Here is a 26,943-nt window from a genome sequence, read left to right on the forward strand (position 1 = left end):
CAGAGTTCCTAAGTTTACTGCACGCCAGACGCTTCCAGATCACGGATACGGATGTACATCGCTTGTTGCGGGTCTGGCTCTAAAGTGCTGAACCCCCATCGCTGATAGAAGGCGCGGGCATTGTCATCCAAAGGGTGCGTTACCAGTGCAAAGCTGCCGATGGTTTTGGAAACGTGTACTGCGAACGTAAACGTGGCTGCCAACAATACTTTGGAAACGCCTGTGCCTTGGTGAGCAATATCCACCGCCAATTGCCCCAGTAATACGATAGGCAGAGGGTCGGGCATATTGCGCTGCTGACTTTTTGGCAAAAAATCGCGGCGGATTTCCCCGGCAGCCAAGGTCACATAGCCTTTGATTTGTTGTGGCTGCGTTGGATCAGGCAATACATACGTCCGGGATACACCCGTCATCTGGTTACGCCAGGCATTACGTTGAAACCAGCCGTTCAGTGATGCCCTGCCGCAATCAAAACTGGAGCGGTCATCATTTTCCGCCAAGGGGCGGATGGTATTCAGGGTTTCCATGTCGGAGCGTAGCTGGCAAGTTCTTTCACCACTGGAAGGACTCGTGCTGGCGCATTGACAAGTGCTTCAATTTCTTCCCAACGGCTGGACGGAATGACAATGGTATTGCGCTCCAACAATTCGGCTTCGGCGGCTTCCAACGCTCTACGGCGGATAAAATCGCCCAGTTTGAGGCGGGCATGACCAGCGGCAACCTCTAGGAGGCTGCGCTCAGCATCACTTAATCGGACACTCAACACGGAAGACAACATGACCATCACCCTTAATGTATGACAATAGACTACAAATATAGTGTGTTCAGAGGGATTTGGGAAGTGGGCTTTGCAGGCTAGCCCCCATCCACTGTAATCCTGCCCTGACGCCAACCCGCGCTTTTTCCGCCACGCTCCGCTACAATCAGCACAACTTATCATCGCGGGTGTCCCCATGTTTGAAGCCCTGAATGAATTCATTGCCATTGTTGCGGGTGAAAAACCGTGGCTGTTGTTGCTGGTTGTGCCGCTGGTGTGGTGGGGTTATACCAATTGGCAGGTATTGAATACACCTGAAAAAAAGGAATCATTTGACTGGGCAATCAAACAGCTCAAGGAAAACAACTGGGGCAGGCTGTATCTCAACGCGCTTGGCAGGCTGCTGGATAAGGTCAGCGACTGGATCGGCGATCGTGACAACCTTAACCAAATCTACGTCACGCCCGCCAACCCTAGGGGCATCATCCACAAAACTTTCGGCTTCAACCCTTTCACGCCTGAGTCCTACGACAAGTGCCTGCGTTTAGCCTTCCTCTACCCCATCTTTTCGTTTTTCATTGCGTGGGCAATCGGTGGCAATGGGTTAGTTGGTGATTTCAACTTTATGGGACAAGATGCAGCGACGCTGGATGTTTGGCAGCGTTGGTTCTTCTTGGTGGGTATTGCTCTGGGGTTGTGGCTGAGTCTATGGCTGTTGTTCCGCTGGCAAGGATGGCGACAGTGGGTAGTGTTGGGACTGATGTCGTTACTATGGAGTGGCGTTGTAGGCTTGTTAGACGGTGACGTTGGTAAACTCTTGAGAGATTTTTATGCCATTTTTGGCTTTTTTCTGTTCATGTATGGTGGGGGCTGGTTGACAGGCGTATTGCTCTACCGCTCTATTCGACGTTCACATGACGCAGTTTATCGCACCGCTGTCGCTGTCGCTGGCGCTGTCGCTGGCGCTGTCGCTGGCGCTGTCGCTGGCGCTGTCGCTGGCACTGTCGCTGGCACTGTCGCTGGCACTGTCGCTGGCGCTTTCGCTGGCACTGTCGCTGTCGTTGTCGCTTTCGCTTTCGCTTTCGCTGTCGCTGTCGCTGTCGCTGTCGCTGTCGCTGTCGCTGTCGCTGTCGCTGTCGCTGGCGCTGGCGCTGGCGCTGGCGCTGGCGCTGGCGCTGTCGCTGGCGCTGGCGCTGGCGCTGGTGCAATTATAGTTTTATTGGCGGCGATGCAGCAATGGGCTGCGGGTAAAGGTAAGGTGGGCTGGTTCTGGTTGTTTTATAGTGTGGTATTTCTGGTCTTGGGCTATGTCAGTTTACGCTATTCGCCGCCAGCTCCCGGGTACATGGCTTTATTGTTGTTTTGGTTGGTGTTGCCGTTGGTGAATGCGCCGTTGGATTGGTTGTCGCTGGGGGTGACGCGGGGGTTGTTACAGGCAGCGCGGGCGGGGCATCATGGCGGCTGGTCAGCTCTGGGGTTTGGGTTGCTGGATTTGGTGTTTGCGTTGGTGTTTTTGTTTTTGATCGCGGCGGTACTGGTGGTGGCGACGGCATTGGGGAATGTGGCGGCTGGCAAGACGCTGGTGGATTTGGGCGTGATTTTTGCGGGGTTACGGGCTGCCCTCTGGAGTGTGAACCACTGGTGGGTGTATTTCATGATGCTCTCTACGCTGGTTCCGACGCTGGTGCATTTTGCGTTGGCAGGTGGGGCTGCGACCTTGTGGTTGCCGCAACGCTGGCGGGAGCAGATTGCGCATAATCTGGAGCAGAATCACTACAAAACCAGTGCAGCCTGGGTTTTTCTGACGTTTACCCCTGCGATTGGCTTTGTGCTTGCACCAGCCTTGCTCATGTGGGGGTTGTATGCGGTGGTGGCAGCACATGGTGGCTGGCTGGGCGGGCATTTGCTGGAGTGGGCGGAGTGGCTGGCGCTAGTTGTGAATCCGCATACATCAGCAGGAGTGCAGCCGTGAATCGGGATAATAAAAGCAAATCGGAGGCATCCTCTTCCTCCCCTGACAAGGGGAGGGCGGGAGGGGTTTCTTCTACGCCTGAAGGGATTCCCCTCTCCCCCATCGGTATCATCACTTCCCCCTACAAGGAAAAATTCGGTATCCCCCGTCAGCCCGGTCTGGTCACTGCGGCACAAGCCACCCTGAGCTTGTTGCCCCCTTACAACCAGCCCGAAACCGTGCGCGGCCTCGAAGGTTTTTCCCATGTCTGGCTCATTTTCGTGTTCCATGCCACCCAACAGCAGGGCTGGAAACCGACCGTGCGCCCGCCGCGTCTGGGTGGCAATGCCCGCATGGGCGTATTCGCCACCCGTTCCACTTTCCGCCCCAATCCCATTGGTCTGACGGTTGCCGGGTTAAGCAGCATTCAGGTGCAGGGGAGTAACATCACCCTGACGCTGCAAGGGGCTGATCTGCTGGATGGCACGCCCGTGCTGGATATTAAACCGTATCTTCCGTATGCTGATGCGCTCCCGCAGGCAAGCGCAGGCTTTGCGCCGCAAGCACCCGAAATACCCTTGCCGGTGCGGTTTGCGCCCCTCGCCAGCCAGCAATGTGCTGCACAAGGGGGGGAGCGAAACCTGCATTTGCGTTGCCTGATCGAACAGATTCTGGGGCAAGACCCGCGCCCGTCTTACCAGCACGGGCAACAGGACGGGCGGGTATACGCCATGCGTCTGTATGAGTTTGACCTGCGCTGGCACTACACCGCTGACGGTATCGAAGTGCTGGAACTGGCAGGCATTTAAAACCACAACGAAGCCGATATGTTGAAGAAACTTGCACTTCTGGCAGGACTGTGCGCCTGCGTTGGTCATGCTGTCGCGGCTGACCTGTTGCCGGGGCGCAGTGCTCCGCAGCCAGCCGAGCTTGCTTTGATCCGCCACCAGCAAACGCTGGAATTGCCAGCGGACATCACCACCCTGATGCAGCGTTACAACCTGCCTGCCGACAGCCTGAGCGTGTATATCCGCGACCTTAATGCTGATATGCCGATGGTGGTGCATAACGACAAGGTTCCGCGCAACCCGGCATCAGTGATGAAACTGCTGACGACCTGGACGGCACTCAAGCTGCTCAGCCCTTCCTACACCTGGAAAACCGAAGCCTGGACACGCGGTGAACTCAAGGATGGTGTCCTCAACGGCGATTTGATCCTCAAGGGGTATGGCGACCCGTTCCTGACGGATGAGGCGTTCCGCCAGTTGTTGCATGACCTGCAACTCAAGGGGCTAAAAGCGATCCGGGGCAATTTGCTGGTGGATAACAGCTATTTCAGTATCCCGCACCATGATCCCGGTGCTTTCGATAATGAGCCGACCCGCGTGTACAACGCACCACCCTCAGCGCTGATGTTTAACTTTCAGGCGAACCGTTTCCTGTTTGAAGCCGACGAAAGCAAAGGCGTGGTGAATGTGACCCCATTCCCGCAGATTCCCGGTTTGCAACTGGATAACCGCATGGTGCTGTCCAAAGGCGAGTGCCGCAAGGAGCATTACCAGCCGGATTTCAAGCAGGAAGGTGCGGTGATGAAAGTGTCAGGCACGTATGCAGCGATGTGTGGCAAAAACTTTATCCTGCGTGTCATGTCTACCCCGGAAGAACATGTGTTTAATGCCTTCCGCGACATCTGGCATTCACTGGGTGGCGAGTTCGCAGGCAAGTTGCAAAGCGGGCAGGTGGGGCGGGCTGATGTGTTACTGCATACTCATGAGTCGCGCACGCTGGGTGAGCAAATCCGCTTCATCAACAAGTGGAGCAACAATGTCATGACCCGCAACCTGTTCCTGACGCTGGGGGCGAAGGTGCAGGGTGAGCCTGCCACGCTGGAAAAAAGCCGGATGGCGATGGCTGACCTGCTGCAACAGGCGGGGATTGATTACACCGGCATGGTAGTGGAAAACGGTTCCGGCCTGTCGCGGGTGGAGCGTATCACCGCCCGCCAGTTGGGGCAGTTGCTGGAAACGGCTTGGCGTGACCCGTACATGCCGGAGTTCATGGCCTCCATGCCGCTGCTGGGGGAAGATGGTACACTGGCAAAACGTTTCCGGGAGGAAGACTTGCGCGGTCGTAGCCACATGAAAACCGGCACGCTGAACGATGCCAGTGCGATTGCCGGTTACATGCTGACCCGCACCGGCAAGCGGCTGGTGGTAGTGCTGGTGCAAAACGGCAAAGGCGGGCATGGTGTGCAGGATGCCATTCTGAAATGGGTATTTGAGCAATAGTGACAACAAGAGGTAAGGCCGCATCATGAAAAGAATCGTTTGGGGCTTGTGCCTGCTGGGGGCAAGCGCACCGACAACAGCGGCTTTTTTCCAGCAAACCGAAAAAGAGGCGGCTGCCAAGGCCGAGTCGCCCGTCAAGGTGACGGTGCAAGGTGCTGGGGAATCCCTAGCGGAAAACCTCAAGGCATTCATGCCGTCCTTGCGTAACCTGCAATGCGATTCCCCTGCCGAGCGGGTCGGGCGTTTCATCGAGTCTGCCGAAGAAAAGATGCTGGAAGGGGCGGAAGCGATGGGTTATTACGCCGCCCGTGTCCACATTACTCCGGTGCAACAGGCCAACTGTCTGGCACTGAATGTGGCAGTGCAACCCGGCGAACCGGTCAAAGTCACTCAGGTGGATGTGCAGGTGACAGGTGAAGGGGTTGACTTGCCCGCTTTCCGCGAGATTGCCGCCAAGCCGCCTTACCAGCCGGGTGAGGTGCTGGTGCACCAGCCGTATGAAGATTTCAAGACCAGCCTCAGCCGTACCGCCAACAATCTGGGCTTTTTCGATGCGCAATACCTGGCACGCGAAATCCGCGTCAACCCGGATACACGCCAGGCGCAAGTGCAAGTGCATTTCGATACTGGCAAGCGTTACCGCATTGGGCAGGTCACGGTGGCGCAGGACATCCTCGACCAGAAACGCCTGAAGCGCTATATCCGCCTACGTGAGGGTGACACCTTTGATGTGGAAGTGATCCTCAAGCAGCAGCGCATTTTGGAAGGCAGCAGTTTCTACAGTGATGTGCAGGTCAACAGCCGTTTCCGTGATGCCAAAGACGGCAAGGTTCCGGTCGAAATCACTGCTGAACGCCGCAAGCGTTACAGCTATACCGGCAAGCTGGGTTACGGCACGGATACCGGGGTGCGGGTGGAAGCAGGCATGGACATCCACTGGGTCAATAGCAAAGGACACAAGATTGCCGCCAAGGGAAAGGCAGGCGTGCGTGAGCAATCGGCTGAAATGACTTACAAGGTTCCGCTGTGGGAACCGGAGCACGAATACACCAGTGCTTCGATTGGCTGGCGGAAAAGCGATAACGATGACATCAAGAGCAATGCTTTCAAACTCGGTGTCGACTATAACCGGCGCAATGACAGCGGTTGGCAGCAAACGGTTTTCATCAATTACCTCGATGAAACCACGCAAGTAGTGGGGGAGGAGGCTACCGAATCACGCCTGACCCTGCTGGGGGCAAGGGCGAAAAAGACCCAAAGTGATGATCCGTTATTTCCGCGTGATGGCTGGTTGCTGGCGGCGGAAGTGCAGGGGGCGCACAAAAGCCTGTTGAGTGATCAAAGCGTGTTGCAGGGCAAGGTACAGGGCAAATACCTGCGCACCCTGTCCAACCAAGGCAAGTTGATTGTACAGGGTTCTGCCGGTTCCACCCTGACCAATGATCTGGATGAAATGCCCAAGTCACTACGATTTTTTGCGGGTGGGCAGAATTCGGTGCGCGGTTACGATTTTGAATCCATCGGTGAAACCAATGACGATGACGAAGTTGTCGGCGGCAAGCATTCGCTGACGGCCAGTCTCGAATACGAACACCCGCTGGTTGACAAATGGAGTGCTGCAGCTTTTGTCGATGCCGGGGATGCTTTTGACCAGCCCGCCGATGCCGCTCTCAAGGTCGGGGTCGGGGTCGGAGTGCGCTGGAAATCACCGCTTGGCCCGGTGCGAGCAGATATTGCCGTGCCGACGGATGATGCCCGTGACCCGCATTTCTATTTCAGCCTAGGGCCTGATTTGTGAGAAAACTGCTGCATTACCTGCTGATCCATCCGCTAGCTGCCCTGTTGCTGGTGGTATTGCTGTTGCTGGTAACACTGGCCTTGCTGGCAAGTTCCAGCAGTGGTACGCGCATTCTTGCCAGCAATCTCCAGCATGTTGTGCCGGAGCTGGAGCTGGCAGGGGTAGACGGGGCATTGCTGCAAGGCATTCGTTTGCAACGTTTGCACTGGCACGATGATACGACACAGGTGGAGGCTGAAGGGGTGCGTATCAGCAACCGGTTGGAAATCGGTACACCTGCAACCTTGCGGGTGGATGAGCTGCATGTGGACAAGCTGACGCTGCATTTGCAGGATAGTGGGGCGGAGGACGATACAAAACCGTTTGTATTGCCAACCATCCTGCTGCCGTTCAATGTTGATATGCAGCAGGCTCGGATTGGTTCCATCGAAATCTGGCGGGATGGCAAACTGTTGCCGGTCTTGCGCAACGTGACGGCACACGGGCATACCCGTGACGGACGCTTGCAGCTTGACAGCTTGCAGGCGCAGGTAGATGACGGGCAAGGGCAGGCAACGCTTATAGTGGATGGCAATATGGGGCTTGCCCGCCCGCATCCGCTGGATGTCAATCTTGCGGTGGATTCCACCAATCCGGTCTGGGGACTTGGCAAGGGAAAAGCGCATCTGGGCGGGGAGCTGCAACAATACGAGTTGTCGATCGACGCTGACTGGCAATATGCCGCTTACCCACGTTATCAGGGGCATCTGCAAGGCAAGGGTACACTGGCAAACCTGGTGGTCAACAGCCTGCAACTGGAGGGGGCGGCTGGCAAGGTGACAGGCAAAGGCACACTCGGCTGGCAGGATGGTTTTTCCTGGCAGGCTGACCTGAACGGAACTACCCTCAACCCGGCTCCTTTCGTCAAGGATATGCCCGCCCAACTGGATGCCAGTCTGGTTTCCAGCGGTACATGGCGTGACGGTAAACCCAACCTCACCTTGGAAGTCAGCAAGTTGCAGGGCAAGCTGCGTGATTACCCGGTGGATGTGAAAGGTAAAGGGGCGTGGGATGGCAAATTGTTGGCATTGCAATCACTGGATGCCTGGGTCGGTGGCAATCATGCCGAACTCAGCGGGCAAGCCAGTGAACCTTTCGATCTGCGTTGGAAAGTGGATGCCCGCAATTTGGCTGAAGTCTGGCGTGGGCTGGAGGGTGGCGTAAAAGGTGAGGGAATCCTCAAGGGGACGCTTGCCAAACCGGTTATTCAGGCTGACCTGCAAGGCAGCAAGTTGCGCTATCAGGATTTCCGTCTCGGCACGCTGGAACTGAAAGCCACCCAGGAAGGTGAGCGTTACAACCTCAAATGGGTGCTGCAAGCCTTTAAAAATGGTAACAACGAACTCAAGTCAGCCACGCTCGACGGGCAGGGCAGTATCGACAACCACCGGCTTGTTGCCCAATTGGTTCATGCTGATGGCAAGGCCGATTTCACCGCCAATGGTGGCTGGAAAGACGGTGCATGGAAAGGGGGTGTGCAAAACCTGTCATTGCGTGATACGCCCGCTGGTAACTGGAACATGGCGGGGGCTGTCAATCTGGCTGCTTCCGCTAGCGCCTTCAGCAGTTCAGACATTTGCCTGAGCAATCCGGCAGGGGCAAAAGTGTGTGGTAAACCGGCATGGGCGCAGCGTGAGGGTTTTAGCATCAATGGTACGTTGCAACAGTTTCCGCTGGTCATGTTGAAAGCGTGGCTACCGGACACCATCAGCTTGCCGGGTTCTGCCAATGCCGAGTACCGTTTTGCCCAGTCCGGCGGGAATCCTGTAGCGAAACTCAGCTTGCGCTTGCCAGATAGTAGCTTGGGGCTGCATGACGGCAAGGGTAAAACTGAAACCTTGCAGTATGCCAATGCCAAAGCCGAGCTGGATTTACATGATCGTCAGGCTGATGTGCAAGCCAGCCTGGATTTGTTGAAGCGGGGAACCTTGCGAGCCAACGGTCAGGTAACTCTGTCACCACAGGACGGGCGGCATCGGTTGAATGCCAACATCAAGGTTGATGTACCGGACATCGGTTGGCTGGAACAGTTTTCCACGCAAATTGACCAGTTGAAAGGACAAGTTGTCGGCGATGTGCAGGTTTCCGGCTTGCTTGCCAGCCCGAACATTACCGGCAGTGCTCGCTTAAGCAACGGTCAGGTGCATTTGCCGGAAGCAGGCGTGACCCTGGATGCCATTACCCTCACCATGCAGGCGGATGGAGCAGATCGTGCCAACCTTGTCGGTACATTGCGGGCAGGGCAGGGAGCCCTGAATGCCACTGGTGTGTTGTCGCTGGCAAATCTTCCCAATTGGCAGGCTGATGTCAAGCTGACAGGCAATAACCTGCGGCTGATGGATACCCACGAGATACAGGCACTGGTTTCACCCAATCTGCATATCCAGGCCAGCCCGGTAGATGTGAACATCACGGGTGTGGTGCAAGTGCCCGAAACCACGGTTAGCTTGCGTGAGTTTCCGGCAAGTGCCAAGGTGCGTTCAGGGGATGTGGTCATCGTCGGGCGCAATACCACCCGCCAAGCCACAGCCGTGTTGGTCAAGGAAGCACCGCTGAATATCAATCCCGATGTTAGTATCGAACTGGGCGACAAGGTGCAATTCACAGGGTTCGGGCTGGATGCTCGCTTGACCGGCAAACTGCGGGTACTGCGTACCCGTCAGGACATCGTGGCGCAGGGTGTGCTGAACGTGGAGGGTGGCACGTACAAGGCTTACGGGCAAAATTTACAAATCGAACGCGGCAGGTTGCTGTTCAATGGTCCAGTGGATAATCCGGGGCTGGACGTGCGGGCGGTGCGGGAAGTCGAGGATGGTGATATTCAGGTTGGTATGGAACTCGCGGGTACAGTCAAGCGCCCTGAATCCACCCTGTTTTCCAGCCCGCAACAAAGCCAGAGCGATACGCTTAGCTATCTGTTGACGGGCAGGGCAATGTCGACTGTTAGCGGCGACCAATCATCCTTGCTGATGGATGCCATTACCGGGCTTGGTATTGCCGGTGGTGAAGGTTTGGCACGGCAAATTGGCGGTAATCTCGGGCTGGATGAGGTGGGGTTGAAAGCCAAAAACGGCAGTTTTGAGCAAAGCGAGCTGTCACTGGGCAAGCGTCTGGGGCCGCGCTTGTATGTGCGCTATATCGTCAGCTTGTTTGATTCCTTACAGCGGGTAGCGGTTACTTACCAAATCAACAAACGTTTGCAGATCCAGGCGGAAACTGGCATCCAGCAGGGCGTTGACCTCATTTACAAGATTGATACCAACAAGGGGCCATTAGGGCCGTGAGGCATAATTTGCTTGCGGGAGAATGGCTTGGAATCCATGATGAAAATAATGCAGGATTGTGTTGTTTTAAGTGTTGACAAGGACAAGGGTTTCACTCAAAATCTGCGCCTTTCCAGTCGGAGGGGTTCCCGAGCGGTCAAAGGGGACAGACTGTAAATCTGTTGGCTCTGCCTTCGAAGGTTCGAATCCTTCCCCCTCCACCATATTTTATTGGTTTACACGTTCAGCTTGATTCATATCGTCATGCGGTGTGGGCAAAAAAGGCTTCAGGCGGGTGTAGTTCAATGGTAGAACCTCAGCCTTCCAAGCTGATGGTGTGGGTTCGATTCCCATCACCCGCTCCAAATTCTGGCTGAGTCGTTAGATAGTTTTTGCTCTTGTAGCTCAGGTGGTAGAGCGCGTCCTTGGTAAGGACGAGGTCGGCAGTTCGAGTCTGCCCAAGAGCACCAGTTATTGAAAAGAATTTAACGGGAAGTTATCGAAAATGGCAAAAGGTAAATTTGAACGCACGAAGCCGCACGTAAACGTAGGGACAATCGGTCACGTTGACCACGGCAAAACCACTCTGACCGCAGCGCTGACTGTCGTACAGTCCCGCAAGTTCGGTGGTGAAGCCAAAGCATACGACCAGATCGACGCAGCACCAGAAGAAAAGGCACGTGGTATCACTATCTCCACTGCTCACGTTGAATACGAATCTGACAACCGCCACTACGCACACGTAGACTGCCCAGGGCACGCTGACTATGTAAAAAACATGATCACTGGTGCAGCGCAAATGGACGGCGCCATTCTGGTATGTTCCGCTGCTGACGGCCCAATGCCGCAGACCCGGGAGCACATCCTGTTGTCTCGTCAGGTAGGCGTACCTTACATCGTTGTTTACATGAACAAGTGTGACCTGGTTGATGACGAAGAGCTGCTGGAGCTGGTTGAAATGGAACTGCGTGAGCTGCTCTCCAGCTACGACTTCCCTGGTGACGACACCCCAATCATCAAGGGTTCTGCCCGTGCAGCCTTGGAAGGTGATCAATCCGAGATCGGCGAGCCATCCATCGCCCGCCTGATTGATGCGCTGGACAGCTACATCCCTGAGCCAGAACGCGCGGTTGACGGCACTTTCCTGATGCCGGTAGAAGACGTATTCTCCATCTCCGGTCGTGGTACTGTCGTAACAGGCCGTATCGAGCGTGGTGTTATTAAAGTTGGTGAGTCCATCGAAATCGTTGGTATCCGTGCCAGCCAAACCACCACCGTTACCGGCGTGGAAATGTTCCGCAAGCTGCTTGATCAAGGTATGGCAGGTGACAACGTAGGTCTGTTGCTGCGCGGCACCAAACGTGACGACGTAGAACGTGGTCAAGTACTGTGCAAGCCGGGCTCCATCAAGCCGCACACCAAATTTGAAGCAGAAATTTACGTTCTGTCCAAGGAAGAAGGTGGTCGTCACACCCCGTTCTTCAAAGGCTACCGTCCACAATTCTACTTCCGTACCACCGACGTAACAGGCGCTTGCGACCTGCCGGAAGGTGTGGAAATGGTAATGCCGGGCGATAACGTCAAGCTGGTTGTCAGTCTGATCAACCCGATCGCGATGGAAGAAGGTCTGCGCTTCGCTATTCGTGAAGGTGGTCGTACTGTTGGTGCCGGTGTTGTTGCCAAGATTATCGAGTAAGTAATTGCTTGTGTTTTGAAGGGGTGGGGAGTATGCTCCCTGCTCTTTCTGCTTTTACAGGTCAATAGCTCAATTGGCAGAGCAGCGGTTTCCAAAACCGCAGGTTGGGGGTTCGATTCCCTCTTGGCCTGCCATCTTTTCAGATGGCTTTGGATAACAAATTGTTTTGTACAAAGCAGTCTCTTGTCCAAAGTCATTCGACTGTCAGGTTTGGTGAAAATAAAATGTCAGATCATACCGAAGAACAGGGCTCATCGCTTGATACGGTAAAGCTCGTCATTGCACTCGCGCTGCTACTGGCAGGGATCGTGGGTTTTTACTATTTTGAGACTTGGCAAGGTGAGCAGGTTTCCTTGCTGCTGCGCGTGGTTGGTCTGTTGGTTGTGGCAGGGGCGGGAGCTGCGGTTGCGCTGACCACTCAAGCGGGTCGTTCGTTGGTGGGTTTCATGAAGGATTCCCGCCTTGAAGTGCGCAAGATGGTATGGCCTACACGTGATGAAACCCTGAAGACGACGCTCATGGTGATGGTTATCGTTCTGATCCTTTCCATTTTTCTTTGGATTGTTGACTCACTGCTTGGCTGGGGTATCCAAAGCTTGTTGGGAGGGGTTTCCTGATGGCTAAGCGATGGTTTGTAGTTCAGGCTTATTCCGGCTTTGAGAATCAGGTAAAGCGTTCTTTGGAAGAGCGCATCGTGCGTTTTGGCTTGCAGGATGCTTTTGGTCATGTGCTGGTGCCGACCGAAGAGGTCGTTGAAATGCGTGATGGGCAAAAGCGGCGCAGTGAGCGCAAGTTTTTCCCCGGCTATGTGCTGGTCGAAATGGAAATGAATGATGATACTTGGCATATGGTGAAAGAAACACCGAAAGTGCTGGGTTTCATCGGGGGCAAGGCTGATAAGCCTGCACCCATTACACAGAAAGAAGTCGACAATATCATGCGCCGTGTTGAAGAAGGTGCAGAAAAGCCACGTCCCAAAGTCTTGTTTGATGCGGGTGAAGTGGTGCGTGTTACTGATGGGCCATTTAAGGACTTCAACGGCGTTGTCGAAGAAGCTAACTATGAAAAAAACCGCCTGTTGGTCGCAGTGCAGATTTTTGGTCGCTCAACGCCCGTTGAGCTTGAGTTCTACCAGGTCGAAAAAACCTGACTTGGTAGCTAGGGGAGCCGTAAGGCGTTATCACCCGTTTATATAGGAAACTATCATGGCAAAGAAAGTCATTGGCTATATCAAGCTGCAAGTTCCGGCTGGTAAAGCAAATCCAAGTCCACCTATCGGTCCTGCGCTGGGTCAGCGTGGTCTGAATATCATGGAATTCTGCAAGGCATTCAACGCTGCTACGCAGGGTATGGAAGTTGGTTTGCCAACTCCAGTGGTAATTACAGCGTATAGCGACAAAAGCTTTACGTTTGTTATGAAAACCACGCCAGCCTCTGTTTTGCTCAAAAAGGCAGTAGGCATCAAGTCTGGCAGCGCCCGCCCTAACAGTAACAAGGTTGGCAAGGTTAACCGTGCCCAACTGGAAGAAATCGCCAAGACCAAGACGCCAGACCTGACGGCTGCTTCTATGGATGCGGCGGTACGTACCATTGCAGGCACCGCCCGCAGCATGGGTCTTGAAGTGGAGGGGGTGTAAGATGGCAAAGCTGACCAAACGTCAAAAAGCAATCGCTGAGAAAGTTAATACCAATAAGTCTTATGCGCTGGCTGAGGCTCTGGACACACTGAAATCCCTGCCGCGTGCCAAGTTTGTTGAAAGCGTTGATGTAAGTATCAATTTGGGTGTTGACCCGCGTAAATCCGATCAGGTTGTACGTGGTTCCACCGTGTTGCCAAATGGTAATGGCAAAACTGTCCGTGTTGCAGTTTTTGCTCAGGGTGCGAACGTTGAAGCTGCCAAGGCAGCAGGCGCAGACATCGTGGGTTTTGATGATCTGGCTGCCGAAATCAAGGCGGGCAAAATGGACTTCGATGTGGTCATTGCCAGTCCTGACGCGATGCGTGTCGTCGGTCAACTGGGTCAAATCCTTGGTCCGCGCGGCTTGATGCCAAACCCGAAAGTCGGCACTGTGACCCCTGATGTGGCAGGTGCTGTGCGTAATGCTAAGGCTGGTCAGGTGCGGTACCGTACTGACAAGGCCGGTATCATCCATTGTTCCGTAGGTAATGTGGAATTCGATACCGACAAACTGGCCGGTAACATCAATGCGCTGGTGGCGGATCTGGTAAAACTGAAGCCGTCTACCTCCAAGGGTGTTTATCTGAAGAAAGTTGCTGTGTCCACCACAATGGGGACAGGTTTGACAGTTGATGGTGCATCACTGTCTTACTAACTGATTTGGAGCCGTGAAGGCTCCATCTCCCTGCTTTCATGGATGAAAGCTGCCGCAAGGCAATCAAGATATACATGGATGTATGTCGTCAAAGACCGCAGGTGTTTTCCGAAAACTTAATGGTTCTGCCTTTCGCTGAAGTGGTAGAGAACCTGCGCAGATGGCGTTACCCGAGTCAGTAAGATGGTTTGGGACGCTGTTTCCTTCACAAGCCGGAAAGCGGCAAGTGATCGATAAATGGCGGAATGTCCGCCAAACCAGGAGTAGATAACGTGGCATTAACACTGCAAGAGAAAAAAGAGATTGTCTCTGAAGTGGCCGCAGTTGCTGCAAGTGCTCATTCCATGGTGGCTGCCGAGTACCGTGGATTGACCGTAGGGCAACTCACCACGCTGCGCCAAAACGCACGCAAGGGTGGGGTGTATCTGCGGGTCGTAAAGAACAATCTGGCGCGTATCGCCGTCAAGGACACTGCATTTGAATGTGTTCAGGATGGTCTGGTAGGTCCGCTGGTACTGGCGTTTTCCCAGGAAGATCCAGGTTCTGCGGCGCGTCTGATCAAGGAGTTCAAGAAAGACAAAGCCAACGACAAGATGGAAGTCAAGTTCGTCGCTATCGACGGCAAAATGCTTCCTGCTTCTGAGTTGGAACGTCTGGCGAAACTGCCGACACGCGATCAGGCACTGGCCACCTTGGCCGCTGTCCTGCGTGCTCCGCTCGACAAGTTCGCACGTACCCTTGCTGCATTGCGTGACCAAAAAGCTGAAGCCGCTGGCATCAGTTTGGATTGATCTGATTACTGATTTAGGTTTTGGAGAATCAAAATGGCTTGTACTAAAGAAGATATGTTGGAAACCTTTGCCAACATGACTGTAACTGAAATCGTTGACCTGATTTCAGCGATTGAAGAAAAATTCGGTGTTACTGCTGCGGTTGCAGTAGCTGCTGGTCCTGCTGCTGGCGGTGAAGCTGCTCCTGCGGTTGAAGAGCAAACCGAATTCAACGTTGTTATGACCAGCTTCGGCGCGAATAAGATCAACGTTATCAAGGTTGTTCGTGGCGCGACCGGTCTGGGTCTGAAAGAAGCGAAAGACATGGTTGAAGGCGTTCCTTCCGTTGTTAAGGAAGCCGCTAGCAAGGACGAAGCAGAAAAGCTCAAGAAAGAACTGGAAGAAGCAGGCGCAACTGTCGAACTCAAGTAATACTGAGGGTTGGCATGTTGAACTGCAATTAGTTCTTACATACCTTGCAGGCTGGCAGCGTATCTTGCGCTGTCAGCCTTTTGTCGCTTGTTAAGTTGACAAAACCGGCAATGTCTGGAAGCCGGGATTCTGACTCCGAAATTGAGGAAAGAAGATGGGACTGAGTTATACAGAAAAGAAACGGATCCGCAAAGATTTTGGCAAGCGCCCACAGATTCTGGAAGTGCCTGACCTGCTCACGATTCAGTTGGAGTCCTATCGGCAGTTTTTGCAGTTGGAGAAACCGGTTCTGCAACGTGGTGAAACCGGCTTGCACGCGGCATTTTCCTCCGTATTCCCGATTGTCAGCTACAACAATTATGTTGCGCTGGAATATGTAGATTATCGCTTGGCTGAGCCTGTCTTCGATGTGCAGGAGTGTCAGTTACGTGGGCTGACATTTGCTGCATCCTTGCGTGTCAAATTGCGTCTGGTTATTTACGACCGGGATACACCGCTGGATGCCAAAGTGGTCAAGTCCATCAAGGAGCAGGATGTTTATCTGGGTGAACTGCCCCTAATGACCGACAAGGGTACGTTTATCATCAATGGTACCGAACGTGTTATCGTTTCGCAGTTACACCGTTCGCCTGGTGTGTTCTTTGAGCACGACAAGGGCAAATCCAACTCGGCTGGCAAACTGTTGCACAGCGCCCGCGTGATCCCATACCGTGGTTCCTGGCTTGATTTTGAATTTGATCCCAAAGATTCCATTTATGTGCGTATCGATCGTCGCCGCAAACTGCCTGCGACCATCTTGTTGCGTGCATTGGGCATGGAAAATGAACAGATTCTCGATTATTTCTTCGATAAAACCTTGGTTCACCTGAGTGGCAAAAGTGTGGAAATGGAGATGGAGCCTGCCCGTTTGCGCGGTGAGCTGGCTTCATTTGACATCATGCTGGATGGTCGTGTATTGGTGGAGACCGGACGTCGCATTACCGCCAAGCATGTAAAGCAACTGGAAAAAGCGGGTTTGAACAAGCTGGTTGTGCCACCTGAGTATATGAATGGCAAAATTCTAGCGCACAATCTGATTGATTCCCTGACAGGCGAGTTGTTGGCGAGTGCCAATGACGAAGTGAATGCCGATATGCTGGAAAAACTGCGTGATGCCGATGTTACCAGCTTCCGGGTGTTGTATACCAACGATCTGGATCGTGGTCCATTCATGTCCAATACTGTGCGTATTGACACCACCACCAGCCAGTTGGAAGCCCAGATTGAAATTTACCGGATGATGCGTCCGGGTGAGCCGCCTACCAAGGAAGCGGCTGAAAACCTGTTTGCCAACCTATTCTTCTCTGATGACCGCTATGATTTATCTGCGGTAGGTCGAATGAAATTCAATCGCCGTTTGGGACGCGAAGAAGCGAAGGGTTCCGAGGTGTTGGATCAGGCTGACATTCTGGCGGTGTTGGGCAAACTGATCGACATCCGCGATGGTCGTGATGATGTGGATGACATCGACCACCTCGGCAACCGCCGTGTGCGTAGTGTCGGTGAGATGGCTGAAAATGCTTTCCGTGTTGGCTTAGTGCGAGTTGAGCGTGCGGTGAAAGAGCGTCTGACCATGGCAGAAAGCGAAGGTCTGATGCCGCAAGAGCTGGTCAACTCCAAGCCGGTGTCTGCTGCTATCAAGGAGTTCTTTGGTTCTAGCCAGTTGTCTCAGTTCATGGATCAAAACAACCCGCTGTCGGAAGTCACCCACAAGCGTCGTATTTCTGCGCTGGGGCCGGGCGGTCTGACCCGTGAACGTGCAGGTTTTGAGGTGCGTGACGTGCATCCGACCCACTACGGTCGTGTATGCCCGATTGAAACGCCGGAAGGTCCAAATATCGGTCTGATCAACTCGTTGGCGGTATATGCTCGTACCAACGATTATGGCTTCCTCGAAACCCCTTATCGCAAGGTCATTGACGGTCAGCCGACCATGCAGATTGATTACCTGTCTGCAATTGAAGAATCCAATTACGTGATCGCACAGGCGAGTGCGGAACTGGATGATGACGGTCGTTTGTCAGACGAATTTGTTTCCTGCCGTTACAAAAACGAATTTACCCTGATGCCTGCGGAAAAAGTTCAGTACATGGATGTTTCCCCCAAGCAGATTGTGTCGGTGGCGGCATCCCTGATCCCGTTCTTGGAACATGATGATGCCAACCGCGCCTTGATGGGTTCCAACATGCAACGTCAGGCGGTTCCTTGCTTGCGTGCCGACAAGCCACTGTCAGGTACAGGCATGGAACGTGCGGTTGCACAGGATTCCGGCTCTGCTGTAACAGCCCGTCGTGGTGGTGTGATTGATTCCGTGGATGCAGGTCGTGTGGTGGTGCGCGTCAATGACGATGAAGCCAACGAGCAGCAGGGTGGCGTCGACATCTACAACCTGATCAAGTATACCCGTTCCAACCAGAATACCTGCATCAACCAGCGTCCGATTGTGAAAGTGGGCGATGTGGTAGCGCGTGGCGACGTACTGGCGGATGGTTCTTCCACCGATTTAGGCGAACTGGCGTTGGGGCAGAACATGTTCATCGCTTTCATGCCGTGGAACGGTTACAACTTTGAGGACTCCATCCTGCTGTCCGAGCGTGTGGTCGATGAGGATCGTTACACCTCCATCCACATTGAGGAAATGTCTTGTTTGGCACGTGACACCAAGCTGGGACCGGAAGAAATTACGGCGGACATCCCCAACGTCAGCGAGAGCCTGCTGGCCAAGCTGGACGAATGCGGCATCATCCATGTCGGTGCGGAAGTCAAACCCAACGACATCTTGGTCGGCAAGGTGACGCCGAAAGGTGAAAGCCAGTTGACCCCGGAAGAAAAGCTGCTGCGGGCGATTTTTGGCGAGAAGGCTTCCGACGTGAAGGATACCTCGCTGCGTGTGCCTACCGGCATGGCGGGTACGGTCATTGACGTGCGTGTGTTCACCCGTGACGGTGTGGAGCGTGATGCACGTGCCTTGGCAATTCAGGAGGAAGACCTGAAAAAAGTCCGCAAAGACCTACGTGACGAACTGCGTATTTATGAATCTGACATCCTTGACCGTTTTTCCAAGCTGGTGCTGGGCAAGGAAGCTGTCGGTGGGCCAAATCGCCTGACCAATGGTACGGTTGTGACCCAGGCTTATCTGGATAATCTGGACAAGAAAGACTGGTTTGCCATCCGTATGCAGGATGAGGAGGTCAATACCCAGCTTGAATCACTGGCTGCGCAGATCGAAGAGAAGAAAAAGCTCTACGAGACTCGTCTGCACAAGCAACGCGACAAGCTGATGGCTGGTGATGACCTTGCCCCCGGTGTACTGAAGATGGTCAAGGTTTACATCGCGGTCAAACGCCGGATGCAGCCCGGTGACAAGATGGCTGGTCGTCATGGTAACAAAGGTGTGGTTTCCCGCATCGTACCTGTCGAAGACATGCCGTATTTGGAAAACGGTCAAACTGTTGACATCGTACTGAACCCGCTGGGCGTACCATCACGTATGAACGTTGGTCAGGTTCTGGAAACCCACCTGGGTTGGGCGGCAAAAGGTTTGGGTGAAAAGATTGGGCGCATGATCGACACCAAAGCCAAGATTGACGAGATGCGCCAGTTTATCAGCGACGTGTATGCTACTGGCGGCAACCCCAATCAGGATCGGGTTGTTGATGAGTTGGACGACGATGAAGTCGTTGCCCTTGCCAACAACCTGCGCAAAGGCGTACCGATGGCGACACAGGTATTCGATGGTGCGGACGAAGCCGAAATCAAGGCGATGCTGCGCTTGGCAGATCTGCCGGAAAGTGGTCAGACCAGTCTGTTCGATGGGCGCACAGGTGACAAGTTTGAGCGAAAAGTAACCGTTGGTTACATGCATATGCTCAAGCTCAACCATTTGGTTGACGACAAGATGCACGCCCGTTCGACTGGCCCATACAGCCTCGTTACCCAGCAGCCATTGGGTGGTAAGGCACAGTTCGGTGGTCAGCGCTTTGGTGAGATGGAAGTGTGGGCACTGGAAGCCTATGGTGCTGCTTACACCTTGCAGGAAATGCTGACCGTCAAGTCGGATGATGTGAACGGTCGTAACCGCATGTACAAGAACATTGTGGATGGCGACCACTACATGGAAGCCAGTATGCCTGAGTCCTTCAACGTCTTGATGAAGGAAATCCGTTCTCTCGCTTTGAATATCGAACTGGAACGCGACTAAACACGGGATTGGATAGCGATGAAAGATTTATTGAATTTCCACAAGAAAGAACAGGAATCCCACGACTTTGACGCAATCAAGGTCGGCTTGGCGTCGCCTGAAGTGATCCGTTCATGGTCTTACGGCGAAGTCAAAAAACCGGAAACCATCAACTACCGTACTTTCAAGCCAGAGCGTGACGGTCTGTTCTGCGCCAAAATTTTTGGCCCGGTCAAGGACTATGAGTGCTTGTGCGGAAAATACAAGCGCCTCAAGCATCGTGGCGTGGTTTGCGAAAAATGCGGCGTTGAAGTAACCCAGACCAAAGTGCGTCGTGAACGCATGGGGCATATCGACCTCGCCAGCCCGGTCGCACACATTTGGTTCCTCAAGTCTTTGCCATCCCGCATTGGTTTGATGCTGGACATGACCCTGCGTGACATCGAACGCATTCTCTATTTTGAGACTTTTGTTGTTACTGAACCTGGCATGACCACGCTGGAACGTTGCCAGTTGCTGAGCGATGAAGCCTATCTGGAAGCGGTCGAAGAGTTTGGTGACGAGTTTGATGCCAGCATGGGTGCGGAAGCTATCCTGAATCTGCTGAAAACCATCGACCTCAAGGACGAAGTGTCCCGGATGCGTGAGGAAATCAGCGAGACAGGTTCCGAAACCAAGCTCAAGCGTTTGGGCAAGCGCCTGAAACTGATGGAATCCTTCATCAATTCCGGCAACAAGCCTGAGTGGATGATCCTGACGGTGCTACCGGTATTGCCACCTGACTTGCGTCCACTGGTTCCGTTGGATGGTGGTCGTTTTGCGACTTCCGACCTGAATGACCTGTACCGCCGCGTCATCAACCGTAACAACCGTTTGAAGCGCCTGCTGGAACTGAATGCCCCGGACATCATCGTGCGCAATGAAAAGCGCATGTTGCAGGAATCCGTTGACGCGCTGCTAGACAACGGTCGTCGTGGTCGCGCCATTACCGGTTCCAACAAGCGTCCGTTGAAATCCCTGTCTGACATGATCAAGGGTAAGCAAGGCCGCTTCCGTCAGAACCTGTTGGGCAAGCGCGTTGACTACTCCGGTCGTTCCGTTATCGTGGTCGGGCCTACTCTGCGCCTGCACCAATGCGGTCTGCCCAAGAAAATGGCGTTGGAATTGTTCAAGCCGTTCATTTTCGGCAAGCTGCAACGCCGTGGTTTGGCGACCACCATCAAGGCAGCCAAGAAACTGGTGGAACGCGAAACGGCAGAAGTGTGGGACATCCTCGCTGAAGTCATCCGTGAACACCCGGTCATGCTCAACCGTGCGCCAACCCTGCACCGTTTGGGTATCCAGGCGTTTGAGCCGACCCTGATTGAGGGAAAGGCCATCCAGTTGCACCCGCTGGTGTGTTCCGCATTCAACGCTGACTTCGACGGCGACCAGATGGCGGTTCACGTACCGCTGTCACTGGAAGCACAGCTCGAAGCGCGTACCCTGATGATGGCAACCAACAACGTGCTGTCTCCAGCGAACGGCGAACCAATCATTGTGCCATCGCAAGACATCGTTCTTGGCCTGTATTACATGACCCGCGAAGCGGTCAACGCCAAAGGCGAGGGTATGGTGTTTGCCGATCCGCAGGAAGTGCAGCGTGCGTATGACACTGGCAATGCTTCCCTGCACGCTAAGGTCAAGGTGCGTATCACCGATAGCATCAAGGATGAAGATGGCGAATTCATCAAACGTACCCGTCTGCTTGACACGACCGTTGGACGTGCACTGCTGACCAGCATCATGCCGGAAGGTCTGCCATTTGAACTGTTCAATACAGCGCTGAAGAAAAAGGCCATTTCCCGGCTGATCAACGAGTCATACCGTCGGGTTGGTTTGAAGTCGGCAGTCATTTTTGCTGACCAGTTGATGTATACCGGCTACCGTTATGCGACCCGTGCGGGCGTTTCTTTTTGTGCGGATGACATGATGATCCCGGAAAAGAAAGCAGACTTGCTGGCAGAAGCAGAAGAGGCTGTGCTGGAGATTGAACACCAGTTTGCCAGCGGCTTGGTAACACAGGGCGAACGCTACAACAAGGTCGTTGACATCTGGGCTAGTACCAACGAGAAAGTCGCCAAAGCGATGATGGAAAAGATCGGCAAGGAAGAAGTGGTCGATGCTGATGGTAATACCGTTATGCAGGAATCCTTCAATTCCATCTATATGATGGCCGATTCCGGGGCGCGGGGTTCCGCTGCCCAGATTCGTCAGCTTGCCGGGATGCGTGGTCTGATGGCCAAGCCGGATGGCTCCATCATTGAAACACCGATCACTTCCAATTTCCGCGAAGGTCTGAACGTACTTCAGTACTTCATCTCCACCCACGGTGCACGGAAAGGTCTGGCAGATACCGCACTCAAAACCGCGAACTCCGGTTATCTGACCCGTCGTCTGGTTGACGTGGCGCAAGACATGGTTGTTACCATTGATGACTGCGGAACCAAACAGGGTATCCGTATGCGCCCGATCATCGAGGGTGGTGATGTGGTAGAGGCGCTGGCTGAACGTGTACTCGGTCGTGTGGTGGCACAAGATGTTACCCGTGGCGATGAAGTGCTGATTCCTGCCGGAACCTTCCTGGATGAGGCATGGGTCAAGCAGATTGATGCGCTGGCGGTTGACGAAATCGTGGTGCGTTCTGCGATTACCTGCGAAACCCGTTATGGTGTATGCGCCCACTGCTATGGACGTGATCTGGCACGTGGTCATGTGGTCAACAAGGGTGAAGCCGTCGGCGTTATTGCAGCACAGTCCATCGGTGAACCGGGAACCCAGTTGACCATGCGTACCTTCCACATCGGTGGTGCCGCTAGCCGGTCTGCGGCAGAAAGCAGTATCTCGGTCAAATCTGCGGGTCAGATTCACCTGCTCAACGTCAAGACTGTTCGCAACAAGGATGGCAAGCTGGTGGCGGTGTCCCGTTCCGGTGAAGTCGGGGTTGTAGACGAAAACGGTCGTGACAAGGAACGCTACAAGCTGCCATACGGTGCAATCCTGTCGGTAGAACAGTATGCGCAAGTGCACGCAGGTCAGGAAGTAGCGACGTGGGATCCACATACCCATCCGATCATTTCCGAGGTATCCGGTCGTGTTGACTTCAGTGATTTCACCGACGGTGTAACGGTTCAAACCAAGGTGGACGATGTAACAGGTCTTTCCTCCATTGAGGTAATGGATCCGAAGAACCGTCCGGCTGCTGGTCGTGAGTTGCGTCCTACTGTGCGCCTGCTGGATGAACGCGGTGAAAACGTATTCTTTGAAGGCACCAAAATTCCGGTGCAATACCCTTTGCCTGCTGGTGCAATTGTCAGCTCGACCAACGGAGCGACTGTGCAGGTTGGTGAGGTTATCGCCCGTTTGCCACAGGCGTCTTCCAAGACCCGTGACATTACCGGTGGTTTGCCTAGGGTTGCCGACCTGTTTGAAGCCCGCAAACCAAAAGATGGTGCAATTCTGGCGGAAAAGACCGGTACCATTTCCTTCGGCAAGGAAACCAAGGGTAAGCAGCGCGTGGTTATCACCAACGAAGATGGTGAGCAGTATGAAGAGCTGATCCCCAAGTGGCGTAATCTGGATGTGTTTGAGGGTGAAAAGATCAACCGTGGCGAGGTTATCGCTGATGGTGAGCCTAACCCACACGACATCCTGCGCCTGCTGGGGGCTACCGCACTGGCTGAATACCAGGTCAAGGAGATCCAGGATGTTTACCGTCTGCAAGGTGTAAAGATCAACGACAAACACATTGAAGTCATCGTCCGCCAGATGATGCGCAAGGTTGAAGTGGTTGATCCGGGTGACAGCAAGTTCCTGCGCGGTGAGCAGACAGACTACTGGCGAGTGGTGGAAGAGAATCGCCGTCTTGATACTGAAGGCAAGCTCAAAATCGTTTACGAGCGCTTGCTGATGGGTATTACCAAGGCTTCTCTTGTTACCGACTCCTTCGTGTCGGCAGCATCCTTCCAGGAGACCACCCGTGTCCTGACAGAGGCTGCGGTACGTGGTGCACGCGACGAGCTGCGTGGTCTTAAAGAAAACGTCATCGTAGGCCGTCTGATCCCGGCTGGTACGGGTCTGGCGTACCACGATGATCGTCGCAGCCAGCGTAATGAGTTTACTTATGAACGTCCTGTGTCCAGCGAAACCATCAGTTTTGGTGAGCCGTTAGACATGGATCTGGGTGATTAATCCAGTGAGGGTTCAGGTTTAAGTTATTGACAGGGAAAACCTCCTTGACAGGAGGTTTTCCGATCCATACAATCTTGCGTCCTTAGATAGACCGATTTTCGGTCTGTTGTTTTTATGGGGACTAGGCAAGCCAGGCAGGTTCCTCGTGATTCCAGGAGACAATTTCAGAATATGGCAACAGTAAACCAGTTGGTGCGCAAACCGCGCCAGAGCAAAGTAGAGAAGAGTAAGGTGCCAGCGCTGGAGGCTTGTCCGCAGCGTCGTGGTGTTTGTACCCGTGTTTATACGACCACCCCAAAGAAACCGAACTCCGCTATGCGTAAGGTTGCTCGTGTGCGTTTGACCAATGGTTTTGAAGTCACCAGCTATATCGGTGGTGAAGGCCATAACCTCCAGGAGCACTCGGTAGTGCTGATCCGTGGTGGTCGTGTCAAGGACCTGCCAGGTGTGCGTTACCATACAGTGCGCGGCAGTCTTGATACGCAAGGTGTCAAAAATCGCAAGCAGGCTCGTTCCAAGTACGGCGCCAAGCGTCCCAAGAAGTAATTCACAGGTGATATGAATCATGCCTAGAAGAAGAGAAGTCCCCAAGCGCATTGTGCTTCCAGATCCAAAATTCGGGAGCCAGTTGCTGACCAAATTCATGAATGCCATCATGCAAGATGGCAAGAAGTCTGCGGCTGAGAAGATTATTTACGGCGCATTGACCGAGATCGCTGGCAAGAAAGGCGGTGATGGTCTGGATGTGCTGGAATATGCGCTGGACAATGTTCGCCCTGCGGTGGAGGTTAAATCCCGTCGTGTTGGTGGTGCAACTTATCAGGTGCCGGTTGAAGTACGTCCATCTCGTCAGAATGCGCTGGCAATGCGTTGGTTGATTGATGCTGCTCGCAAGCGTGGGGAAAAATCCATGGCTCGCAAGCTCGCTGGCGAACTGATGGATGCTTCTGAAAAACGTGGTACTGCGGTGAAGAAGCGTGAAGACGTGCATCGTATGGCTGAAGCCAACAAGGCATTCGCTCACTTCCGCTGGTAATTGACGGATTAAAAATTCAGTGGCACGTAGCACCCCTATTGAGCACTATCGCAATATCGGCATCATGGCGCACATTGATGCGGGTAAAACGACTGCTACCGAGCGCATCCTGTTTTATACGGGTGTGTCTCACAAAATAGGCGAGGTGCACGATGGTGCTGCTACCATGGACTGGATGGAGCAGGAGCGGGAACGGGGTATTACCATTACCTCGGCAGCCACCACTTGTTTCTGGTCAGGCATGGATAAGCAGTTTCCACAGCATCGCGTCAATATCATTGATACGCCGGGGCACGTTGATTTCACGATTGAGGTGGAGCGTTCTTTGCGGGTGCTGGATGGTGCGGTATTTGTACTCTGCGCTGTTGGTGGTGTGCAGCCGCAATCCGAGACGGTCTGGCGGCAGGCGAACAAGTACCATGTTCCGCGCATGGCGTTCGTCAACAAGATGGATCGTTCGGGAGCAAACTTCCTGCGCGTTTACGAGCAGTTGAAAGCCAAACTGAAGGCTAATCCAGTGCTGCTGCAATTGCCCATCGGTGCGGAAGAGCATTTTGCTGGTGTTGTCGATCTAATTCGCATGAAAGCCATCATGTGGAATGATGCTGATAAGGGCGTAACCTACGAAGCTGTTGATATTCCGGCGGACATGGTTGCTGACTGTCAGCAATGGCGTGAAAAAATGGTTGAGGCGGCTGCTGAAGCTGATGAAGCCTTGATGGATAAGTACCTTGAAGAAGGTAATTTATCTTCGGAAGAGATTATTGCTGGTTTGCGCAAGCGCACGATTAATCTTGAAATCGTACCAATGACCTGTGGTTCTGCTTTCAAGAATAAGGGCATTCAGGCGGTTCTTGACAAGGTAGTGGAGCTGATGCCATCACCGGTGGATGTGCCTTCCATTAAAGGCCATCTGGATGACAAGGACGGCTCTGAAGCCGAGCGTCATCCATCCGATGATGAACCGTTTGCTGCGTTGGCATTCAAGATTGCCACTGACCCGTTTGTGGGGACATTGACTTTCTTCCGGGTCTATTCTGGGGTGTTGACTTCGCAGAGTGCGGTGTATAACCCAGTAAAAGGCAAGCGTGAGCGTATCGGGCGTTTGGTGCAGATGCACTCCAATTCGCGCGAAGATATTGATGAAGTTCGGGCGGGAGATATTGCCGCTGCTGTCGGACTGAAGGATGTGACCACAGGTGATACGTTGTGTGACATGCACAAGGTTATCACATTGGAGAAAATGGATTTTCCTGAACCGGTGATTGCGGTCGCTGTCGAGCCGAAATCCAAAGCCGATCAGGAACGTATGGGGATTGCACTGAGCAAACTTGCACAGGAAGATCCGTCGTTCCGGGTGCGTACTGACGAAGAGACCGGGCAGACCATCATCGCCGGGATGGGTGAGCTGCACCTTGAAATCATTGTTGACCGCATGTTGCGCGAGTTCAAGGTGAGCTGCAATGTTGGTGCGCCACAAGTGGCTTACCGTGAAACCATCCGCAAGTCTGTTGAGGTTGAGGGCAAGTTTATCCGGCAGTCCGGTGGGCGTGGTCAGTATGGTCATGTCTGGTTGCGTCTGGAGCCATTGGGCGAAGCGGAAGGCTACAGGTTTGAAAATGCTTTGGTGGGTGGTGTGGTGCCGAAAGAATTCGTGCCTGCCGTCGACAAAGGTGTACAAGAGCAGATGGGTAACGGCGTTTTGGTTGGTTTCCCTCTGGTTGATATGAAAGTTACCATATTTGATGGTTCCTTCCATGATGTGGATTCCAGTGAGCTGGCATTTAAGATCGCGGGTTCCATGGCATTGCGTGACGGCGTGATGAAAGCATCGCCAGTTTTACTGGAGCCGGTCATGAAGGTTGAGGTGATAACGCCGGAAGAGTACATGGGCGATGTCATTGGTGATTTGAACCGTCGGCGCGGCATCATCCACGGTACAGATGAAGAAAGCGGTAGTCTGGTGGTACAGGCAGAAGTGCCGTTGGGTTCAATGTTCGGGTATGCCACTGACTTGCGTTCAGCGACGCAGGGTCGGGCATCCTACAGTATGGAATTTTTAAAATATTCGGAAGCGCCTGCGGCTATTACTCAGGCGGTCATTAAAAAAGTGAAAGGCGAGTAACAACG

The 26,943-nt window shown here is 53.7% G+C and carries 20 protein-coding genes and 4 tRNA genes; 22 read left to right on the forward strand and 2 right to left on the reverse strand.

What is annotated here, in order from left to right:
• Positions 1-14 precede the first annotated feature (14 nt).
• Both B2U47_RS10190 and B2U47_RS10195 read right to left on the reverse strand, forming a co-directional pair.
• Entirely contained in the window at positions 15-527 is a 513-nt protein-coding gene (locus B2U47_RS10190) for a GNAT family N-acetyltransferase (RefSeq protein WP_296679144.1), read from the reverse strand.
• A complete protein-coding gene (locus tag B2U47_RS10195) occupies positions 515-778 on the reverse strand; it encodes a DUF1778 domain-containing protein (protein ID WP_296679142.1) in 264 nt (87 codons plus the stop codon). The genes B2U47_RS10190 and B2U47_RS10195 overlap by 13 nt, the downstream gene beginning before the upstream one ends.
• Before the next feature lie 893 nt (positions 779-1,671).
• Here B2U47_RS10195 and B2U47_RS10200 point away from each other — a divergent pair.
• The 22 genes from B2U47_RS10200 to fusA all read left to right on the forward strand — a co-directional run bounded on the left by B2U47_RS10200 (position 1,672) and on the right by fusA (position 26,938).
• Positions 1,672-1,971, forward strand: a complete 300-nt coding sequence (locus tag B2U47_RS10200; protein WP_296688347.1) for a hypothetical protein — start codon at positions 1,672-1,674, stop codon at positions 1,969-1,971.
• A gap of 131 nt (positions 1,972-2,102) precedes the next feature.
• Positions 2,103-2,729 (forward strand): hypothetical protein, encoded by a 627-nt coding sequence (locus tag B2U47_RS10205; protein ID WP_296679133.1) that lies wholly within the window; start codon positions 2,103-2,105, stop codon positions 2,727-2,729.
• Complete coding sequence (gene tsaA, locus B2U47_RS10210; RefSeq protein WP_296679130.1) at positions 2,726-3,517, forward strand: tRNA (N6-threonylcarbamoyladenosine(37)-N6)-methyltransferase TrmO; 792 nt, start codon at positions 2,726-2,728, stop codon at positions 3,515-3,517. The genes B2U47_RS10205 and tsaA overlap by 4 nt, the downstream gene beginning before the upstream one ends.
• An 18-nt stretch (positions 3,518-3,535) precedes the next feature.
• Positions 3,536-4,996, forward strand: coding sequence for a D-alanyl-D-alanine carboxypeptidase/D-alanyl-D-alanine endopeptidase (gene dacB, locus B2U47_RS10215; protein ID WP_296679127.1), 1,461 nt, complete (start codon positions 3,536-3,538; stop codon positions 4,994-4,996).
• A 25-nt stretch (positions 4,997-5,021) separates the two neighbouring features.
• The gene (locus B2U47_RS10220) at positions 5,022-6,794 is read left to right on the forward strand and encodes an autotransporter assembly complex protein TamA (protein ID WP_296679125.1); all 1,773 of its coding nucleotides are present in this window, start codon (positions 5,022-5,024) and stop codon (positions 6,792-6,794) included.
• The gene (locus B2U47_RS10225) at positions 6,791-10,117 is read left to right on the forward strand and encodes a translocation/assembly module TamB domain-containing protein (RefSeq protein WP_296679122.1); all 3,327 of its coding nucleotides are present in this window, start codon (positions 6,791-6,793) and stop codon (positions 10,115-10,117) included. Before B2U47_RS10220 ends, B2U47_RS10225 begins: the two co-directional genes overlap by 4 nt.
• Before the next feature lie 118 nt (positions 10,118-10,235).
• A tRNA-Tyr gene (locus B2U47_RS10230) sits at positions 10,236-10,320 on the forward strand.
• Positions 10,321-10,387: 67 nt separating this feature from the next.
• Positions 10,388-10,461: transfer RNA gene (locus tag B2U47_RS10235), tRNA-Gly, on the forward strand.
• 29 nt (positions 10,462-10,490) lie between these two features.
• Positions 10,491-10,566, forward strand: a tRNA-Thr gene (locus tag B2U47_RS10240).
• Between the two features lie 35 nt (positions 10,567-10,601).
• The gene (gene tuf / locus B2U47_RS10245; protein ID WP_296679094.1) at positions 10,602-11,792 is read left to right on the forward strand and encodes an elongation factor Tu; all 1,191 of its coding nucleotides are present in this window, start codon (positions 10,602-10,604) and stop codon (positions 11,790-11,792) included.
• Positions 11,793-11,850: 58 nt separating this feature from the next.
• Positions 11,851-11,926, forward strand: a tRNA-Trp gene (locus tag B2U47_RS10250).
• A 90-nt stretch (positions 11,927-12,016) separates the two neighbouring features.
• A complete protein-coding gene (gene secE / locus B2U47_RS10255; protein ID WP_296683391.1) occupies positions 12,017-12,409 on the forward strand; it encodes a preprotein translocase subunit SecE in 393 nt (130 codons plus the stop codon).
• On the forward strand, positions 12,409-12,942 hold the full coding sequence (gene nusG, locus B2U47_RS10260) for a transcription termination/antitermination protein NusG (RefSeq protein ID WP_296679118.1): 534 nt from the start codon (positions 12,409-12,411) through the stop codon (positions 12,940-12,942). Before secE ends, nusG begins: the two co-directional genes overlap by 1 nt.
• A gap of 55 nt (positions 12,943-12,997) precedes the next feature.
• Positions 12,998-13,429, forward strand: coding sequence for a 50S ribosomal protein L11 (gene rplK, locus B2U47_RS10265; RefSeq protein WP_296679117.1), 432 nt, complete (start codon positions 12,998-13,000; stop codon positions 13,427-13,429).
• A 1-nt stretch (position 13,430) separates the two neighbouring features.
• Positions 13,431-14,126, forward strand: coding sequence for a 50S ribosomal protein L1 (gene rplA, locus B2U47_RS10270; protein WP_296679114.1), 696 nt, complete (start codon positions 13,431-13,433; stop codon positions 14,124-14,126).
• Between the two features lie 272 nt (positions 14,127-14,398).
• Positions 14,399-14,917 (forward strand): 50S ribosomal protein L10, encoded by a 519-nt coding sequence (gene rplJ / locus B2U47_RS10275; RefSeq protein ID WP_296679112.1) that lies wholly within the window; start codon positions 14,399-14,401, stop codon positions 14,915-14,917.
• Positions 14,918-14,950: 33 nt separating this feature from the next.
• Positions 14,951-15,328 carry a 50S ribosomal protein L7/L12 gene (rplL, locus tag B2U47_RS10280; RefSeq protein ID WP_296679110.1) on the forward strand — a complete coding sequence of 126 codons (378 nt, stop codon included), beginning with the start codon at positions 14,951-14,953 and terminating at the stop codon, positions 15,326-15,328.
• Between the two features lie 154 nt (positions 15,329-15,482).
• On the forward strand, positions 15,483-19,568 hold the full coding sequence (rpoB, locus tag B2U47_RS10285) for a DNA-directed RNA polymerase subunit beta (RefSeq protein ID WP_296679107.1): 4,086 nt from the start codon (positions 15,483-15,485) through the stop codon (positions 19,566-19,568).
• 18 nt (positions 19,569-19,586) lie between these two features.
• A complete protein-coding gene (gene rpoC, locus B2U47_RS10290) occupies positions 19,587-23,777 on the forward strand; it encodes a DNA-directed RNA polymerase subunit beta' (protein ID WP_296683394.1) in 4,191 nt (1,396 codons plus the stop codon).
• Positions 23,778-23,948: 171 nt separating this feature from the next.
• The gene (rpsL, locus tag B2U47_RS10295) at positions 23,949-24,323 is read left to right on the forward strand and encodes a 30S ribosomal protein S12 (protein WP_296679101.1); all 375 of its coding nucleotides are present in this window, start codon (positions 23,949-23,951) and stop codon (positions 24,321-24,323) included.
• Positions 24,324-24,342: 19 nt separating this feature from the next.
• Positions 24,343-24,813 carry a 30S ribosomal protein S7 gene (rpsG, locus tag B2U47_RS10300; RefSeq protein WP_296679098.1) on the forward strand — a complete coding sequence of 157 codons (471 nt, stop codon included), beginning with the start codon at positions 24,343-24,345 and terminating at the stop codon, positions 24,811-24,813.
• 19 nt (positions 24,814-24,832) lie between these two features.
• Complete coding sequence (fusA, locus tag B2U47_RS10305) at positions 24,833-26,938, forward strand: elongation factor G (RefSeq protein WP_296679096.1); 2,106 nt, start codon at positions 24,833-24,835, stop codon at positions 26,936-26,938.
• The last annotated feature ends 5 nt before the right edge of the window (positions 26,939-26,943 follow it).

Origin of the sequence: Thiothrix sp. UBA5583, from assembly GCA_002425225.1 — a bacterium.
In the GTDB taxonomy this organism is placed as follows: Bacteria; Pseudomonadota; Gammaproteobacteria; order Thiotrichales; family Thiotrichaceae; genus Thiothrix; species Thiothrix moscowensis.